Source organism: Stenotrophomonas sp. 2619, assembly GCF_040548725.1.
Classification (GTDB): Bacteria; Pseudomonadota; Gammaproteobacteria; order Xanthomonadales; family Xanthomonadaceae; genus Stenotrophomonas; species Stenotrophomonas maltophilia_AP.
This window is the reverse complement of record NZ_JBEPSF010000003.1, coordinates 208,121-224,326: the sequence shown is the minus strand read 5'-3', so window position 1 is coordinate 224,326 and position 16,206 is coordinate 208,121. Positions and strand designations below refer to the sequence as shown.

At 67.3% G+C, this 16,206-nt stretch carries 11 protein-coding genes; 8 read left to right on the top strand and 3 right to left on the bottom strand.

Annotated elements, in window-relative coordinates; translation table 11 throughout:
• Positions 1-37: 37 nt before the first annotated feature.
• Entirely contained in the window at positions 38-1,441 is a 1,404-nt protein-coding gene (locus tag ABIA71_RS05320; protein WP_354283717.1) for a GntP family permease, read from the bottom strand.
• A 156-nt stretch (positions 1,442-1,597) separates the two neighbouring features.
• Between ABIA71_RS05320 and ABIA71_RS05315 the strand changes: the two genes are divergently transcribed.
• The 4 genes from ABIA71_RS05315 to ABIA71_RS05300 all read left to right on the top strand — a co-directional run bounded on the left by ABIA71_RS05315 (position 1,598) and on the right by ABIA71_RS05300 (position 8,570).
• Positions 1,598-3,796 (top strand): TonB-dependent receptor, encoded by a 2,199-nt coding sequence (locus ABIA71_RS05315; protein ID WP_354283715.1) that lies wholly within the window; start codon positions 1,598-1,600, stop codon positions 3,794-3,796.
• 11 nt (positions 3,797-3,807) lie between these two features.
• Positions 3,808-4,686 (top strand): alpha/beta fold hydrolase, encoded by an 879-nt coding sequence (locus tag ABIA71_RS05310; protein ID WP_354283713.1) that lies wholly within the window; start codon positions 3,808-3,810, stop codon positions 4,684-4,686.
• Positions 4,683-5,168 (top strand): MaoC family dehydratase, encoded by a 486-nt coding sequence (locus ABIA71_RS05305; RefSeq protein ID WP_354283711.1) that lies wholly within the window; start codon positions 4,683-4,685, stop codon positions 5,166-5,168. Before ABIA71_RS05310 ends, ABIA71_RS05305 begins: the two co-directional genes overlap by 4 nt.
• Positions 5,169-5,237: 69 nt before the next feature.
• Positions 5,238-8,570, top strand: a complete 3,333-nt coding sequence (locus tag ABIA71_RS05300; RefSeq protein ID WP_354283709.1) for a hybrid sensor histidine kinase/response regulator — start codon at positions 5,238-5,240, stop codon at positions 8,568-8,570.
• A gap of 7 nt (positions 8,571-8,577) precedes the next feature.
• On the opposite strand, the gene ABIA71_RS05295 is transcribed toward ABIA71_RS05300, so the two are convergent.
• Entirely contained in the window at positions 8,578-9,252 is a 675-nt protein-coding gene (locus tag ABIA71_RS05295; protein WP_354283707.1) for a response regulator transcription factor, read from the bottom strand.
• An 88-nt stretch (positions 9,253-9,340) separates the two neighbouring features.
• On the opposite strand from ABIA71_RS05295, the gene ABIA71_RS05290 reads away from it, so the two are divergent.
• A complete protein-coding gene (locus tag ABIA71_RS05290) occupies positions 9,341-11,179 on the top strand; it encodes a 3-hydroxybutyrate oligomer hydrolase family protein (protein ID WP_354283705.1) in 1,839 nt (612 codons plus the stop codon).
• Between the two features lie 25 nt (positions 11,180-11,204).
• Positions 11,205-12,872, top strand: coding sequence for a fatty acid--CoA ligase (locus ABIA71_RS05285; protein WP_354283704.1), 1,668 nt, complete (start codon positions 11,205-11,207; stop codon positions 12,870-12,872).
• 55 nt (positions 12,873-12,927) lie between these two features.
• Here ABIA71_RS05285 and ABIA71_RS05280 read toward each other — a convergent pair whose 3' ends face one another.
• A complete protein-coding gene (locus ABIA71_RS05280) occupies positions 12,928-13,653 on the bottom strand; it encodes a hypothetical protein (RefSeq protein WP_354283703.1) in 726 nt (241 codons plus the stop codon).
• A gap of 217 nt (positions 13,654-13,870) precedes the next feature.
• Here ABIA71_RS05280 and ABIA71_RS05275 point away from each other — a divergent pair, with 217 nt between their 5' ends.
• Positions 13,871-15,457: an SDR family NAD(P)-dependent oxidoreductase gene (locus tag ABIA71_RS05275; protein ID WP_354283702.1), complete on the top strand. Its 1,587-nt coding sequence runs from the start codon at positions 13,871-13,873 to the stop codon at positions 15,455-15,457.
• Between the two features lie 461 nt (positions 15,458-15,918).
• The gene (locus tag ABIA71_RS05270) at positions 15,919-16,125 is read left to right on the top strand and encodes a DUF6229 family protein (protein ID WP_038688320.1); all 207 of its coding nucleotides are present in this window, start codon (positions 15,919-15,921) and stop codon (positions 16,123-16,125) included.
• Positions 16,126-16,206: the final 81 nt, after the last annotated feature.

Sequence of the window (16,206 nt, the reverse complement as noted above, 5' to 3'; positions counted from 1 at the left end):
GGGGTCCGGCCGGCCAGAGGGTGCTGCGACGCCGCTGTCACACCCAGCCGGTGGCGTAATAGATGCCGATCACCACGAACACCGCGAGGGTCTTGATGACGGTCACCGCAAAAATGTCCTTGTAGGCCTGGCGATGAGTCAGCCCGGTCACCATCAGCAGGGTGATCACCGCACCGTTGTGCGGCAGGCTGTCCATGCCGCCGGACGCCATCGAGGCGACACGGTGCAGCACCTCCATCGGGATGCCGGCCGCCTGCGCGTTGGCGATGAACGTCTCCGACATCGCGGCAAGGGCGATGCTCATGCCGCCGGAGGCCGAACCGGTGACGCCGGCCAGGCCGGTCACCGTGACCGCTTCATGCAGCAGTGGGTCCTGGATCGCGCCCAGCGCGTTGGCCACCACCATGAAGCCCGGTAGTGCGGCGATCACCGCACCGAAGCCGTATTCCGATGCAGTGTTCATGGCCGCCAGCACCGCACCGCTGATCGCCGCCCGGGTGCCGTCGGCAAACTGGGCGACCACCGGCCGCCAGGCCAGCGCCAGCACCGACAGGATGCCGACCACCAGCGCACCTACCACCGCCCAGATCGCACCGATCTTCGCCACGTCCTGCACCACCGGCGCGGCGTTGCCCATGATCGAGGGCACGAAGCTGTGCGCGCCGCCGTACCAGTGCGGAATGCCCAGGGTGAACAGTTTGTTGGAAACGAATACCAGCACCAGCGGCAGCACGGCGATGCCGGCGTGCGCCAGATGAGTGCCGGCGAACGGGGTGGGCTCGTTCACCAGGGTCGCCGGGTCGCCGTAGCCCTCCCCGCTGCCCAGCGCCACGCGGCGTCGCCACTCCAGGTACGCCATGCCCACGGCAAGCACGAAGATGCTGCCCAGCGTGCCGAGCACGGGCGCTGCCCAGGTGTCGGTCCCGAAGAACGTCGTCGGAATGATGTTCTGGATCTGCGGTGTGCCCGGCAACGCATCCATGGTGAAGCTGAAACCGCCCACGGCCAGCGTCGCCGGGATCAAGCGCTTGGGGATGTTGCTCTGGCGGAACATCTCGGCCGCGAATGGATACACCGCAAACACCACCACGAACAACGACACGCCACCGTAGGTAAGCAGGCCGGACACCAGCACGATCGACAGCATCGCGCGCTGCGGGCCGAACAGCCGGATCGCGGCGCCCACGATGGAGCGGGAGAAGCCGGACAGTTCGATCAGCTTGCCGAACACCGCCCCCAGCAGGAATACGGGGAAGTAGAGCTTGAGGAACCCGACCATCTTGTCCATGAACAAGCCGGTGAACATCGGCGCCACCAGCGAGGGGTCGGTCAGCAGCACGGCGCCAAGCGCGGCGATGGGCGCGAACAGGATCACGCTGTAACCGCGGTAAGCCACCAGGATGAGGAACCCCAGCGCTGCAAGTACGATCAGTAACGACATACGGCGCTTCCAGGTGAGGACGCGCCCAGTATCCGGATCTGGCGATCGCTGCCGACTGGACCTAGGTCCACTCGCCGGTGCGCCATGGCACCGCTAGCCTAGGCTCCATGGGTGGCAATGGGCCATCCGCAACGTGATGCCTTGGGGGAGGACCGAATGAAACGGAATTGCTTGAGCCTGATGATCGGCGCGCTGTTGGCCTCCGGGCCGGTACTGGCACAGGAGGCGCCCCGCGCCGCACCGGCGGCAGGCAAGACCGCTTCGGCCACCACGCTGGACAGCGTCACGGTAACCGCGCGCAAGCGCGAGGAAACCCTGCAGGAGGTGCCGGTGGCCGTCACCGCCTTCACCTCCGAGGCGCTGGACAAAATGAATGTCCAGGACATCAGCGACCTGGATGGTCAGGTGCCGAACCTGACCATCTACGCCGCGCGCGGCGCCAGCAGCACCGTCACCGCCTACATCCGCGGCATCGGCCAGTCCGATCCCACCTGGGGCGCCGATCCTGGCGTGGGCATCTACCTCGACGACGTCTACATCGCACGGCCGCAGGGGGCGTTGCTGGACGTGTTCGACGTGTCGCGCATCGAAGTGCTGCGCGGCCCGCAGGGAACGCTGTATGGCAAGAACACCATCGGCGGGGCGATCAAGTACATCTCGCGTGGCCTGCCCACCCAGAACGAAGGCTTCGCCCAGATCACCGTGGGCAATTACGGTCAACTGGATGCCAAGGCGGCCATCGGCGGGCCGGTGGGCGGTGCCGACAGCGGCCTGCGCGCGCGCGTGGCGGTGGCCAGCATGAACCGCGACGGCTTCGGCGAGAATACATTCAATGACCAGCCGGTCAGTGACAAGCAGATCAATGCCGCGCGGCTCAACGTGGGTGCGTACGCCGGCGACGATTTCGACGTGCAGTTCGCCCTGGACTGGATCGACGACCAGTCCGGCATGCGCGGGTCCAAGATGCTGGCGCCCAACCCGTTCACCCCGGCGTATCCGCCGATGGATGACCGCTACGATATCCGTTCGGGCATGCGCAACCTCAACAGCGTCGAGACCAAGGGCGCCTCGGCAACGGTGAACTGGCGTCCCAACGAAGACCTTGCATTGAAGTACGTGGTGGCCAAGCGCGAGTCGGACAGCGACGCCAACATCGACTTCGACAGCACGCCGGTCAAGCTGGCCGATGTGGGCGGCGCCTACACCGACAACCAGGTCAGCAACGAGGTGCAGCTCAACTATGATGCCGGTGGCAGGGGGCGCGGCGTGGTGGGCCTGTACCAGTTCAGCGGTGAAGCCGGCGGCCAGATCCGCAACAACTTCTTCAACCTGCAGTTCGGCGATACCCGCGGCAAGGTACTGACCGACAGCATCGCGCTGTATGCCGATTGGACGTTCGACCTGACCAGCAAGCTGAAGCTGGACGTCGGCGCCCGTTACACCGACGAGGACAAGCGCGCGATCGTGTTGAACCGCTTCTACGCCGATGCGACCTTCAGCAGACCCATCGCGGTGGCGGCGGATTTCGACAAGAAAACCAACTTCACCAACGTCTCGCCGAAGGTGTCGCTGGACTACCAGATCACCCCGGACATCATGGTCTACGGATTGGCGACGCGCGGTTTCAAGTCGGGCGGCTACAACATCCGTGCCAATGCCGTGGCCGTGCCGCGCTCGGCCGAGCCGTTCGACGACGAGACCGTCGACAGTCTCGAGATCGGCAGCAAGATGGCCTTCCTCGACCAGCGCCTGTTCCTGAACCTGTCGGCCTTCCACAACAAGTACAAGGATATCCAGCTGTCGGTGTTCACCGGCATCGATACCAATGGCGACGGTATCAATGACGCCTTCTTCGGCGACTTCACCAATGCCGGCGCCGGCACCATCAACGGGCTGGAAATCGAGTACCAGTACCTGCCCAGCCAGCACTGGCTGATCTCCGGCAACCTGGCCTGGCTGGATGCCAAGTACGACGAGTACATGGACCGCGGCGTCAACGTGGCCAAGCAGATGAAGTTCACCAACGCACCGGAGTTCTCGGGTGCGTTGAACGTGGAATACCGCACCGATCTGTCCAACGGCGGCAACCTGTCCGCACGGGTGGGCTACAGCTACCAGAGCGAGGTGTGGCCGACCACCGACCTGAGCCCGGTGATCCGCCAGGATGGCTACGGACTGGTCAACGCGGGGGTGATCTGGAGGCTTGACGATGCCTGGACCTTCTCGCTGCAGGGCACCAACCTGGCCGACAAGGAATACCGCACCACCGGCTACAACATTCCGGCGGTTGGCACGCTCATTGGCTTCTACGGGCCGCCGCGCCAATATAGCCTCAGCGTCCGTTACGATTTCTAGGAAGCTTGTGCATGACGCCGTCTTACGATGATCTGTACTGGAACAGCAACGATGGCCTGCGCCTGCATGCGCGCGACCATGCACCGGCCGCGGGGCAACCGCCCCGTGGCACGGTGGTCTGCATTCCGGGGTTGACCCGCAATGCGGCCGACTTCGATGCCCTTGCACACGCGCTGACGTCCGTCGGCTGGCGGGTACTTGCCGTTGACCTGCGCGGGCGTGCACGTTCGGCGCGTGCGCCGGACCCGTCCGGGTACAACCCACGCGCGTATGCCGACGATATGGTGGCGCTGCTGCAGTCGCAGAACATCGACAAGGCGGTCTTCATCGGTACGTCGCTGGGCGTGCTGGTCACCATCACCCTCGCCTCCCGTGCACCCGACCGCATTGCTGCCGCGGTGCTCAACGACGCCGGCCCCAAGGTGCCGCGCGAGGCCCTGGCGCGGATCGGCAAGTACGCAGGCAAGCCGGTGCCGCCGATGGACATGGCGCAGGCCACGGCCTATGTGGAAACCATCGGCAAGGCCTCCTTCCCGCGCTTCACTGCGGACGACTGGCGGACCATGGCCGCAAACACCTTCCGCCAGCGCGACGATGGGCTGCTGGAGCTCGATTACGACCCGGCGATCGTCCGCACCACGCGGCCCTGGGTGCTGTGGCTGCTGCGCCCGGTGCTGTGGCGCGCGGTGCGTGGGCTGACGGCGCGCGTACCGGTGCTGGTGGTTCGCGGGGCGCTGTCGGACATCCTGCCGGCCGATGTGGCACGCAAGATGGCCGCGACGTCCCCATCCGCGCGCCTGGTCGAGGTGCCGGACGTCGGCCATGCGCCGACCTTGTCCGAGCCTGCGGCGCGGGATGCGGTCCTGGCGTTGCTGGAGCGCGTGCCATGAGCGCCGCCCCCTGGGTGGATGAACTGCCGGCCGGGCTGCAGGCGCTGGGGAAGTGGGCCGCAACCGAGCGCGTGGGTGGCAGCACGCACATCACGCAATCGCGGATCGATGCCTTCGCTGACGCCACCGGCGACCACAACTGGATCCACGTCGATCCGGGCCGCGCACAGGCGGAGTTGCCCGGGGGTCAGACCATCGCCCATGGCTTCCTTCTGCTCTCGCTCACCGTCGAAGACGATGTGGCCGCACTGACCGGCTTCCCCGGCATCGCCCACGTACTCAACTACGGCTTGAACAAGGTCCGCTTTCTGGCGCCGGTACCGAGGGGTGCCGAGGTCCGGGTGCGCTCGCGGCTGGTGGCACTGGAACCGCGCAACCCCGGGCAATGGCTGTTGACCCAGCACAAGACCGTGGAGGTTGTCCCCGGCGACGACGTGGCGCTGGTCGCCGAGCAGCTCTCGCTGATCGTGCTCAGCGCCTAGCGCCGCAGTGCCCCACCCCACCGCGCCGGCCTACTGCCCGGCGGCTGCGGTTCTCTCTACACTGGAGCGATGTTGACCCCCACCATCGTCCTGATCGCCTGCATCGCGTGGACCGTGCTGCTGTTCGGCGTCGCCCTGTGGGGGGAGCGCCAGGGGCACCGCCTTTCCAGACTCTGGCCGGCCATTTACGCGCTGTCGCTGGGCGTGCACTGCACGGCATGGACGTATTACGGGGCCGCCTCGCAGGGCGTGCAATGGGGCTTTCCGATACCCCCCACACTGATCGGCATGGCGCTGATCTTCGCCTTCGGCCTGCCGTTCCTGGCGCGGCTCGGGCGACTGGCCAAGCAACACAACAGCGCCACCATCGCCGACCTGGTGGTCGCGCGGCTGCGTACCGACCAGGGGTTGGGCGTCACCATCACCCTGGTGGCCCTGTTCGGCATCATTCCGTACATCGCGCTCCAGCTCAAGGCGGTCAGCCAGGGCCTCGGTGCCCTGCTGGGCGACCAGTTCGCGCCGGTCGGGTGGCAGCTGGACATATCGTTCTGGTTCGCCCTGACCATGGCCGCGTTTACCCTGCTGTTCGGGGCGCGCAAGGCGTCGGCCACCGAGCACAACCGCGGCATCGTGGTCGCACTGGGGCTGGAATCGCTGTTGAAACTGACGGCGCTGCTGGCCATTGGCCTGTATGCCGGGCTGTCGGTGCACCAGGCCGGCACACCCCTGCTGGACAAGATGGCGCATCTGCCGCCGCCGGCGGTCATTCCGGATTTCCTTACCATGGTCGCGCTCGGCGCGATGGCCGCCTTCACCCTGCCCCATCAGTTCCATGTGGGCGTGGTCGAACTGCGCCAGTCGTCGGACCTGAAGACGGCGCGCTGGCTGTTCCCGCTCTATCTGTTGCTGATCGGCCTGCCGTCGGTGCCGATGGCGCTGTCCGGTGCCGCGCAGCTGCCGCCGTCGATGTCGCCCGACCTGTATGTGCTGGCCCTGCCCCAGGAACGCGGCCACCACGTGCTGGCGCTGCTGGCGTACCTGGGCAGCCTGAGCGCCGCCACCGGCATGATGATCCTGTCCGGGCTGACGCTGTCGATCATGCTCGGCAACCACGGTGTGGGGTCGCGTCTGCTGAGCGGCGTGACCGGCTTCAATACCGGCGCCGACCTGCGCCCGCGCGTGCTGGCCTTCCGTCGCGCCGGCATCGTTGCCGTGTTCCTGATGTCGTGGCTGTACAGCCGCGCGATGAGCGGCACCGAGGCGCTCAGCGACTTCGGCCTGATGTCGTTCACCGCGCTCTCGCAGCTGGCACCGGCGGTCCTGCTGGCGGTATATCGCCCGCGCACGCCCTCCCCGGCCATCATCGCCGGCATCGTGCTGGGCTCACTGGTCTGGCTGTGGCTGGTGTTGCTGCCGATGGTGATTCCGGCCGCGCCGCCGTCGGCCAGCCCCGAGGGGCTGCACTGGCTGGCGATGTTCTCGCTGCGCATGCAGCCGGGCCACATCGCCATCAGCATGGGCGCCAGCCTGGCGGTCAACCTGGCCACGGTTGTGCTGGTGTCGCGCGCGGTGCGCCCTTCGCTGCCGCGGCAGCGGGACGCGGTTGCCGCCGCGTCGATGCGCAAGACCGCCGGACGCTTCCTCGGCCCGGAGCGGGCACGCCAGCTGATGGACGGGCACGCCGGGCAGATGCTGGATGACGAACGGGTCACCGCCATCGAACGCGAGCTCACCGCCGTGGTGGGCGCTGGCATGGCGCGGCTGCTGGTGGAGGCCGCGCGCGACGGCGGCGCCGCGCCGCTGGACGCGGTCACCCGCGCCGTCGGCGAGGCCACCCAGGTACTGCGCTTCAACCAGCGCCTGCTGGAAGCGGCCCTGGAGAACATGAGCCAGGGCATCAGCGTGGTGGATGCCCAGTTGCAGCTGGTGGCCTGGAACAGCCGTTACGCCGCGCTGTTCAAGTTCCCGCCGGAACTGCTGCAGGTGGGGCAGCCGGTGGTCAACCTCACCGCGTGGGCATTGGGCCAGCTGAAGATCGGCGACAGCCCCGGCGATACCCGCGACAAGGCATTGCAACGGCGCGTTGCGCACATGCGCCGGGCGACCCCGCACTTGTCCGAACGGATCTTCCCGGACAACACCATCGTGGAAATCCGCGGCAACCCGATGCCGGGCGGCGGGTACGTGGCCACGTTCACCGATGTCACCGCCTTCCGCCGCACCGAGGATGCACTCAAGCGCAGTAACGAAACCCTGGAGCGCCGCGTGCAGGACCGCACCGCCAGGCTGGAGCAGGCCGTGCACGAAGCCGAGCGCGCCAACGTGGCCAAGACCCGTTTTCTCACCGCCGTCGGCCACGACCTGATCCAGCCCCTGCACGCGGCGCAGCTGCTCACCGACGCCATGTCCCAGCATATTGAATCCGAGTTCCTGGACAGCTTCCTGCGCCAGATCCGCGGCGCCCTGGATTCCACCGATGACCTGCTGTCGGGCCTGCTCGATATTTCGCGGCTGGAGGCCGGGGGGCTGGTCGCCGATCCGCGCCCGTTCGCGCTGGCCAGCGTGCTGGATCCGCTGGCGCAGGAATTCGCCGTGCTGGCAGCGGCGCGCGGCCTGCAGTTCCGCCATGTCCGCACCCGCGCCTGGGTGCACAGCGACCCATTGCTGCTGCGCCGCGTGCTGCAGAACTTCCTGGCCAATGCCATCCGCTACACCCGCAGCGGCGGCGTGCTGCTCGGCGTGCGTCGCCGCGGCGACATGCTGTCGATCAGCGTGCATGACAGCGGCCCGGGCATCGCCGCGGAGCAGCAGGCGGTGGTGTTCGAGGAGTTCCACCGCGGCGACCGCAGCAACGGCCAGGGCCTGGGCCTTGGGCTGACCATCGCCCATCGCATTGCCGACCTGCTGCACGCACCACTGGAACTGCACAGCACAGTGGATCGCGGCTCGGCTTTCTCCATCACCGTGGCACACGCCACTGCGCCCGCCGCGCCGCGCATGGAACCTGCGGCCGGTACCAGCACCATCAAGGGCATCCGCGTATTGGTGGTCGACAACGACCCGGACGCGTTGGAGGCCATGCGACAGATGCTGCTTGCCTGGGGCTGCGAGGTTGTCGCGGTGCGCGACGCCAGTGATGTCGGCACGGGTGCACATGAGGCCGCGCTGTGGCTGTTCGACTACCACCTTGACGATGGCGACACCGGGGTTGCGCTGTGGACGCGCCTTGCCGCCGCGCATGGGCCACGACCCACGGTGATTCTCAGCGCCGATACCGGCAGCGACACCCGCGACGCGGTGCGCGAGGTGGGTCTGTCGCTGCTGAACAAGCCGTTCAAGCCGTTGGCGCTGCGCTGGGCCATCAACCACCTGCTGGCCACGCCCCGCCCGGCCACCGCCTGACGCGGGCTCAGGCGTCCTGCGCCTCTTCGATCTGCCGCGAGGGATCGGCCAGCCCCATCTCGTGCAGCACCCGGATGGCCTGCGCGCGATTGCGTACGCCCAGCCGGCCCATGATGCGGGTCATGTGCGCCTTGACCGTGCGCAACTGCACGCCCAGGCGGTCGGCGATCTGCTTGTTGAGCAGCCCTTCGGCGACCAGGCTCAATACCCGGTACTGATGCGCCGACAGGCTGGACAGGCGCGCGGCAAGGTCGGCGTCCTTGCTGAAGGGCGCCACCCGCGCCACCGGCTCGCGCAGCAGCGCGGGGATCCAGCGTTCGCCTTCCAGCACGCTCAGCAGCGCCGACTGCAGGTCGGTCAGCCCCGAACTCTTGGGAAGGTAACCGGCAGCGCCCAGGTCGATGGCACGGCGGATCACGTGCGGCTCTTCGTTGGCCGACACGATGATGATCGCCAGCCCCGGCTGCAACGCACGTATGGTTGCCAGCCCGGCAAGCCCGTGGTTGCCCGGCATATGCAGGTCCAGCAGCATCAGGTCGATCTGCTGGCTCTCGAGTGCCTCCAGCACGCTGTGCAGGGAATCGGCCTCGCTGATCTGCAGATCGGCAACGGCTTCCTCGGCCGCGCGATGCAGTGCCGCGCGGAACAAGGGATGGTCGTCGGCGATGAGCAGGGTCGGCATGTCCAGCCGAGGTTAGCAAATCGCCCACGGCTCGGCACGGGTACCTAGGTACGCTGGCGCGTGCTGACGGGCTTGCTACGGTGGCGCCATGAACATCCATCGCTCCCTTGCTCCGCTGTGCGCCGCGCTGGCCCTGTTGCCGGGCGGCATCTCCGTCGCTGATGCCGCCGCGCCCCGCTCGACCGCTGCAGCTCCCGTGTTCGAGCAGTGGCGGGAAACCGCGCATCGCGGCAACGATGACCTGCTGGTTGCCGGGCTGGGAATCGACGCCCTGCGCTCACCCACCGCGCCGGCGTTTGCCAATGCGACCCAACCCACGGCCGAGGAGGCCCGGCGCCGCGCGATCTGGAGCAGCTGGCGCGGGATTGCCGACCTGACCCCCGGCGGCGGGTTCGGCGATGTCTACGGCACGCTGCAGTCGGTACCCGGCCGCGAGTTCTCGGCCTATGCGCGCATTCCCGGCGCCGGCCACCCGCATCGCGTACTGGTGCAGGTGCCCGATTCCTTCGATGCCGCACGACGCTGCCTGGTGGTCGCCGCCTCCTCCGGCTCGCGCGGCATCTACGGCGCCATTGCGGTGGCCGGCAGCTGGGGCCTGGCGCACGGCTGTGCCGTGGCGTATACCGACAAGGGCACCGGTAGCGACTATTACGACCTGGACGCCCAGGTTGGCGTGCAGGCCGACGGCACCCTTGCCTCCCAGGGCGCATTGGCCTTCGTTCCTGCCACGCCACACGCTACCCACGGCATTGCGTTCAAGCACGCGCATTCGGGCGACAACCCGGAGGCCGACTGGGGCCGGCATCTGCTGCAGGCGCTGCAGTTCGGCTTGCAGGCGCTGGACCGCGCCTACCCCGACGCCGCCCCGTTCACACCGGCCACGACGCGCACGTTGGGTGTCGGCGTCTCCAACGGCGGTGGCGCGGTGCTGCGTGCCGCGGAGATCGACGGTGATTGGTTCGATGCGATGGTGGCCGGCGAGCCCAATGTCTCGGTGGCCGGCGCGCCGCCGCTGTACGACTTCGTCACCCAGGCCGCGTTGCTGATGCCCTGCGCGCTGCTGACACAGCAGGATCTGCCACAACCGCCGCTGCACGCACAGGCCGCGGCAGCCGGTAGCCAGCGGTGCGCCCTGCTGGAAGCCGCCGGCCAGGTGCAGGGCGATGACACCGCCACACAGGCCCTGTCCGCACGGCAGCAACTGGCCGACGCAGGCCTGAGCGACGCCGCGCTTCGGGCGGGCGCGTTCTCGACCGGGTTCGATCTGTGGCGCGCCATCGCAGTGACCTATGCCTCGGCCTATGGGCGCTTTGGGGCGGGCGAGCATCCCTGTGGGTACCGGTTCTCGGCCGCGGCCGCTGACGGCACCCCCGGCCCGGCCGCGGCGGCGCTGCGTGCCACCTGGTGGAGCGAAGGCAGCGGCATCCCGCCGGGCAGCGGCGTGCTGCTGGTGGATGGCAACGCCGCGGCAGAGGATCCGCTGCGCGGACTGAACTGCCTGCGCACGCTCGGCCGTGGCGACGGCCCCGATGCCCGCCGGGTACGCGCGGGCATCACCGAGGCGGCCGCCAAGGCCCCACGTCGCGGCCTGCCGATCGTGGTCATGCACGGCCGCGACGACGGGCTGGTGCCGGTCAGCATGACCAGCGATCGCTACGTGGGCTTCGCACGCAAGGCGGGGGCGCAGATCGCGTACTGGCAGGTGGATAGCGCACAGCACTTCGACTCGTTGCTGGCCTTCCCCGATTACCGGGCGCGCTACGTGCCGCTGCTGCCCTACATGTTCGCGGCCATGGACCAGGTGTGGGATCACCTTGAGGATCCCGCCCGCGCCCTGCCGCAGGACGCACGCATCCAGCCCACCCCGCGCGCGGAAGCACCGTTGCTGCGTGAGCAGCTGTCCATTCCCGCCGCCCGCAGCCGTTGACACGCGCCCCACCAGGAATCCCCCCATGTCATTTTCCCCGCCCGCAGATGCATCCGCCCCCGACGCCCATGCCTACCCGCTGCTGATCAAGCAGCTGCTGCTCACGCCGCTGGCGGTGCGTCCCGAGCAGGAGATCGTCTACGGCGACAACGTGCGCTTCGACTACCGCACATTGCAGGCGCGCATCGGCCAGCTGGCCGGGCTGCTGACCTCCCTGGGGGTCAAGCACGGCGATACCGTGGCGGTGATGGACTGGGACAGCAACCGCTATCTGGAAAGCTACTTCGCGGTTCCGATGCTCGGTGCGGTGCTGATGATGGTGAACATCCGGCTGGCGCCCGAGCAGATTGCCTACACCCTCAACCACAGCGGCGCGCGCGTGATCCTTGCCAACCGCGCCTTCCTGCCGGTGCTGGCAGGCATCGATGCGCAGCTGCCGGATCTGCGCACGCGAATCCTGCTGGAGGATGAGGCCGGCCAGCCGCTGCCGGCCGGTTTCGTGACCGAGTACGAGGCCGGGCTGCGTGCGGCCACGCCGGTGAGCCAGTTCCCGGACTTCGACGAGAACACCCGCGCCACGATGTTCTACACAACCGGCACCACCGGCCTGCCCAAAGGGGTCTACTTCAGCCATCGGCAGCTGGTCCTGCACTCGCTGGCGGGGATGGCCGCGCTGGGCAGTGCGGCCACCCAGGGCCGCCTGCACCGCGACGATGTGTACATGCCGATCACGCCGATGTTCCATGTCCACGCCTGGGGCCTGCCCTACGTGGCCACGCTGATGGGCATCAAACAGGTGTACCCCGGTCGCTACCTGCCGGGGCAGCTGCTGGCGTTGATCGCCCGCGAGAAGGTGACCTTCTCGCACTGCGTGCCCACCATCCTGCACATGCTGCTGGGCCATCCCAACGCGGCCGACACCGATCTGCGCGGCTGGAAAGTCATCATCGGCGGCGCGGCCCTGCCCCGCGCACTGGCGCAGCAGGCGCTGGCCCGTGGCATCGATATCTTCGGCGGCTACGGCATGTCCGAGACCTGCCCCCTGCTCACCCTTGCCCAGATTGATGCCAACGCCGTGGCGGCGGGGTCGGACGAGGCGCTGTCGCTGCGCACCAAGGCCGGCATTCCGGTGCCGCTGGTCGACCTGCGCATCGTGGACGAAGACATGCACGACGTGGCCCACGATGGCGTGGCCACCGGCGAAGTGGTGGTGCGTGCGCCCTGGCTTACCCAGGGCTACCTGCACAACCCGGACGCGTCGGCGGCCCTGTGGGCTGGCGGCTATCTGCATACCGGGGACATCGGCAACATCGATTCCGGCGGCTACCTGCGCGTCGCCGATCGCATCAAGGACGTGATCAAGACCGGTGGCGAGTGGATCTCCTCGCTCGCCCTGGAGGACATCATTGCCCTGCATCCGGCGGTCAACGAAGTCGCGGTGATTGGTGTCGCCGACGAGAAATGGGGCGAGCGGCCGCTGCCGCTGGTGGTCAGGCACGCCGGTAGCGAAGTGACCGAAGCCGAGATCATCGAACTGGTCGCAGCGCGCAGCCGCTCAGGCGATATCTCCCGCTTCGCGATCCCAGACCGTGTCAGCTTCGTGGATGCGATTGAACGCACCAGCGTAGGCAAGATCAACAAGAAGAAGCTGCGCGGCCTGCATGACCCGGGGGCAGCGGCCGACGCCCGCTAATGGGCCGCTTGCAGGGCAGCTGTCGGCTCTGCGGCGACGCGTTGCCAGCCCCTGCTCAGCGCCCGACTGCACCATCGATCTCTTCCTGAAGCGCGCTCTCCAGTAAATGCACGTAAGTATCCAGTCTGGTGCGGAGCCCGATCAGGAGCCAGCCTGCCGCATACAGCAACACCATCATCCAGATCAGCAGGCCAGCCACGAGATTGACGTCGAACGCTGCCGCCCAGTCGCCCCACTTCCACGTGCGGAACTGAAGATAGAGGGCGATCAGCACCGGAAAGATGCCCAGTCGCTGGATGCCACCGTAAAGCAGGCCCATGCGCTCATTCATTCGCATCCGCAACGCGCTGGCGAATCGCAGCTTCGCTTCCCGTTGGCATCTCGGGAACAGGCGAAGTTCGTTCACCATGCCCTGCCAATAGGCGAAGTCGGAATCCATCTCTGCTGCATGGGTGAGACGAGGCTTGCGAAATTGAGGTAGCTCGCGCGCGATCATCAGAACCAGGTACACGGCGAACGCCGCCAGCTCAATAACAAGGCATGCACGCAATGCCACTGCGGCCGACGCTGGCGCGAGCACCTGCGGGGACAGTGCCGCGACGAGCAAGCCAATGCCGGCGGCCCCCAAGGCAACCCACAGCGCGTACCGCTCCCATGGGGACGGCCGTGGGGTCAGGCTGTGGGCAACGTACCCCGCAACCTTGGCGTGCAGCCAAGAGAAGGTAAGCTCAGCCCCCTCGCTGCTGCCTTCACATCCAACCTGACGCGAGATGGCGTCCATAAGTGCCCCCTTGGGCGTTCCCTGCCAAGGCCGCGATCATAGCCCCACCAGCGCGCTCCAGGCCCGGCGCCCGGCCCGTTCGACCCCAGAAGAGGCTCGCGAACATCCCTCTGACCCCTCGTTTGGGCAACCAGACCCAGGATCAGGGACAATAGCGCCCCAAATGTGCGCCCTGCGCGCCCGCCCCACGCCAGCCATCGCGCTATCCGGACCCGATTTGAATACCATCGCCCCACCCCTCGACGCCGACGACCTGCCCCTGACCGACCGCCTGCGCGCCGCGCTGGACCTGCTGGAGGCGATCGAGGCCGACCGCACCGTGCTCGACACGCTGCCGGAGGCCGACCGCGTGCGCCTGCACCAGGTGGTGGCCAAGGTCTACCACCCCGAACCCAAGGCCCGCCGGCAGAAGCTGAAGCAGCAGGCCAAGCAGCGCCACCAGGAAAAGGTGGCCAAGGCCGAAGCCCTGCTGGAGCAGACCGGTATCCGCGCCCTGCGTCGCAAGCCGGTCTTCAGTACGCCGAACTATTTCCCGCCGCACGCCGCCGGGCTGCATGACGCGAGCAACGGCGAGAACGCCGCCGAGACCCCGGAGCCGGTGCATTCGCCGGAGCTGCGCCACTGCTACGTGTGCAAGCAGAAGTTCACCCAGCTGCATCACTTCTACGACCAGATGTGCCCGGCCTGCGCCGAGCTCAACTTCATCAAGCGTACCGAGACCGCCGACCTGCACGGCCGCGTTGCGCTGCTGACCGGTGGCCGGGTCAAGATCGGCTACCAGGCCGGCCTGAAGCTGCTGCGTGCCGGCGCCGAGCTGATCGTCACCACGCGCTTCCCGCGCGATTCGGCCGCCCGGTACGCCGAAGAGCCGGACTTCGCCGAGTGGGGCCACCGCCTGCAGGTCTATGGCCTGGACCTGCGCCACACCCCCAGCGTGGAAGCGTTCTGCAACGAGTTGCTGGCCACGCGCACGCGCCTGGATTTCATCATCAACAACGCCTGCCAGACCGTGCGTCGCCCGCCGCAGTTCTACGCGCACATGATGGCCGGCGAAACCGCAGCGCTGCACGAGGTTCCGGAGACGCTGCGCAAGCTGATCGGCGACTACGAAGGCCTGCGCAGCGCCGAGCTGCTGGGCGCAACGTCGACTGCGTCGCTGCCGGTGGTGCAGGACCAGGGCTTCAACGGTGCCAACGGCCTCACCCGCGCCGCCGAACTGTCGCAGGTGCCGCTGCTGGAGGATGAGCTGGTGGCCCAGCAGCATCTGTTCCCGGACGGCCGCCTGGACCAGGACCTGCAGCAGGTGGATCTGCGCGGACGCAATTCCTGGCGCATGCTGATGGCCGAAGTGCCGTCGGTGGAACTGCTGGAAACCCAGCTGGTGAATGCCATCGCGCCGTTCATCATCAACGCGCGGTTGAAGCCGCTGATGCTGCGCACGCCGGGCCGCGACAAGCACATCGTCAACGTGTCGGCGATGGAGGGGCAGTTCTACCGCAACTTCAAGACCACCCGGCATCCGCATACCAACATGGCCAAGGCCGCGTTGAACATGATGACGCGCACCTCGGCGGCCGATTACCAGAACGACGGCATCCACATGAACAGCGTGGATACCGGCTGGGTGACCGACGAGGATCCGGCGGACATCGCGGCCAAGAAAGTGCAGGAAGAGCGCTTCCATCCGCCGCTGGATATCGTGGACGGTGCCGCGCGCATCGTTGACCCGATCATCCATGGCATCAACACCGGCGAGCACGTCTGGGGCCAGTTCCTGAAAGACTACGCGCCGACCGATTGGTAACACCGCCACGCGCTTCCCCGCAGCCCGGCACTCCGGGTTGCGGGGCATGCGACACCCTTTCCGGGTTTCTCTGGTCAGCAGGCTGCTGGCCGCCGACATAATCAGCGCGCTGCTTCACAACAGTGGGTCCTCACAGGCGTGCATTTTCCGCCATCGAGTGAATATCCCCAGGTGATATTGGCCTCGTCCATCCGTTGACCCGTCGATGCTGCAGCACCGCATCGCACTGCGGAGTAGGTATTTTCCTACACGGTCACGAGCGCACATACGGAATGGTTCTGAGCACCATTTCTCAGTTTGACCTGACAAACAATTATGTGCATCTTAGAAATGCGGCCTGACCATCGTCACTCCGTATCGCCAGGCGTCCTCGCCTTGCCATGGAATGGCCGTATCCCAGAGGCGCCAGCTTCGTCCTGGCGCCTTGATCGCTTCATTGTTGATCAACAGGAGAAAGCGGAATGGAACTGAATGACAACGTCGTTGCAGGTTGGCTCAATGGCGCAGACAGCGTCGACGGCTGCGAGAATCCGGCGGGTTCGCTCTTCATCTACGGCCAGGACGCAACCGATGCCGCGCTGACCGCCATGGCACCCACCATGGTGACCGGCGGCACCGGCAACTGCACCACCACCATGTCGGTGATCAATCACTGCATGTGTTGCTGATCTAGCCTGTACCGGCGCGCAGCCGCAGGTGCTGCGCGCCGTCTCCAGCAATGCCGCATCCGGACACTATCGCAGGGAAGG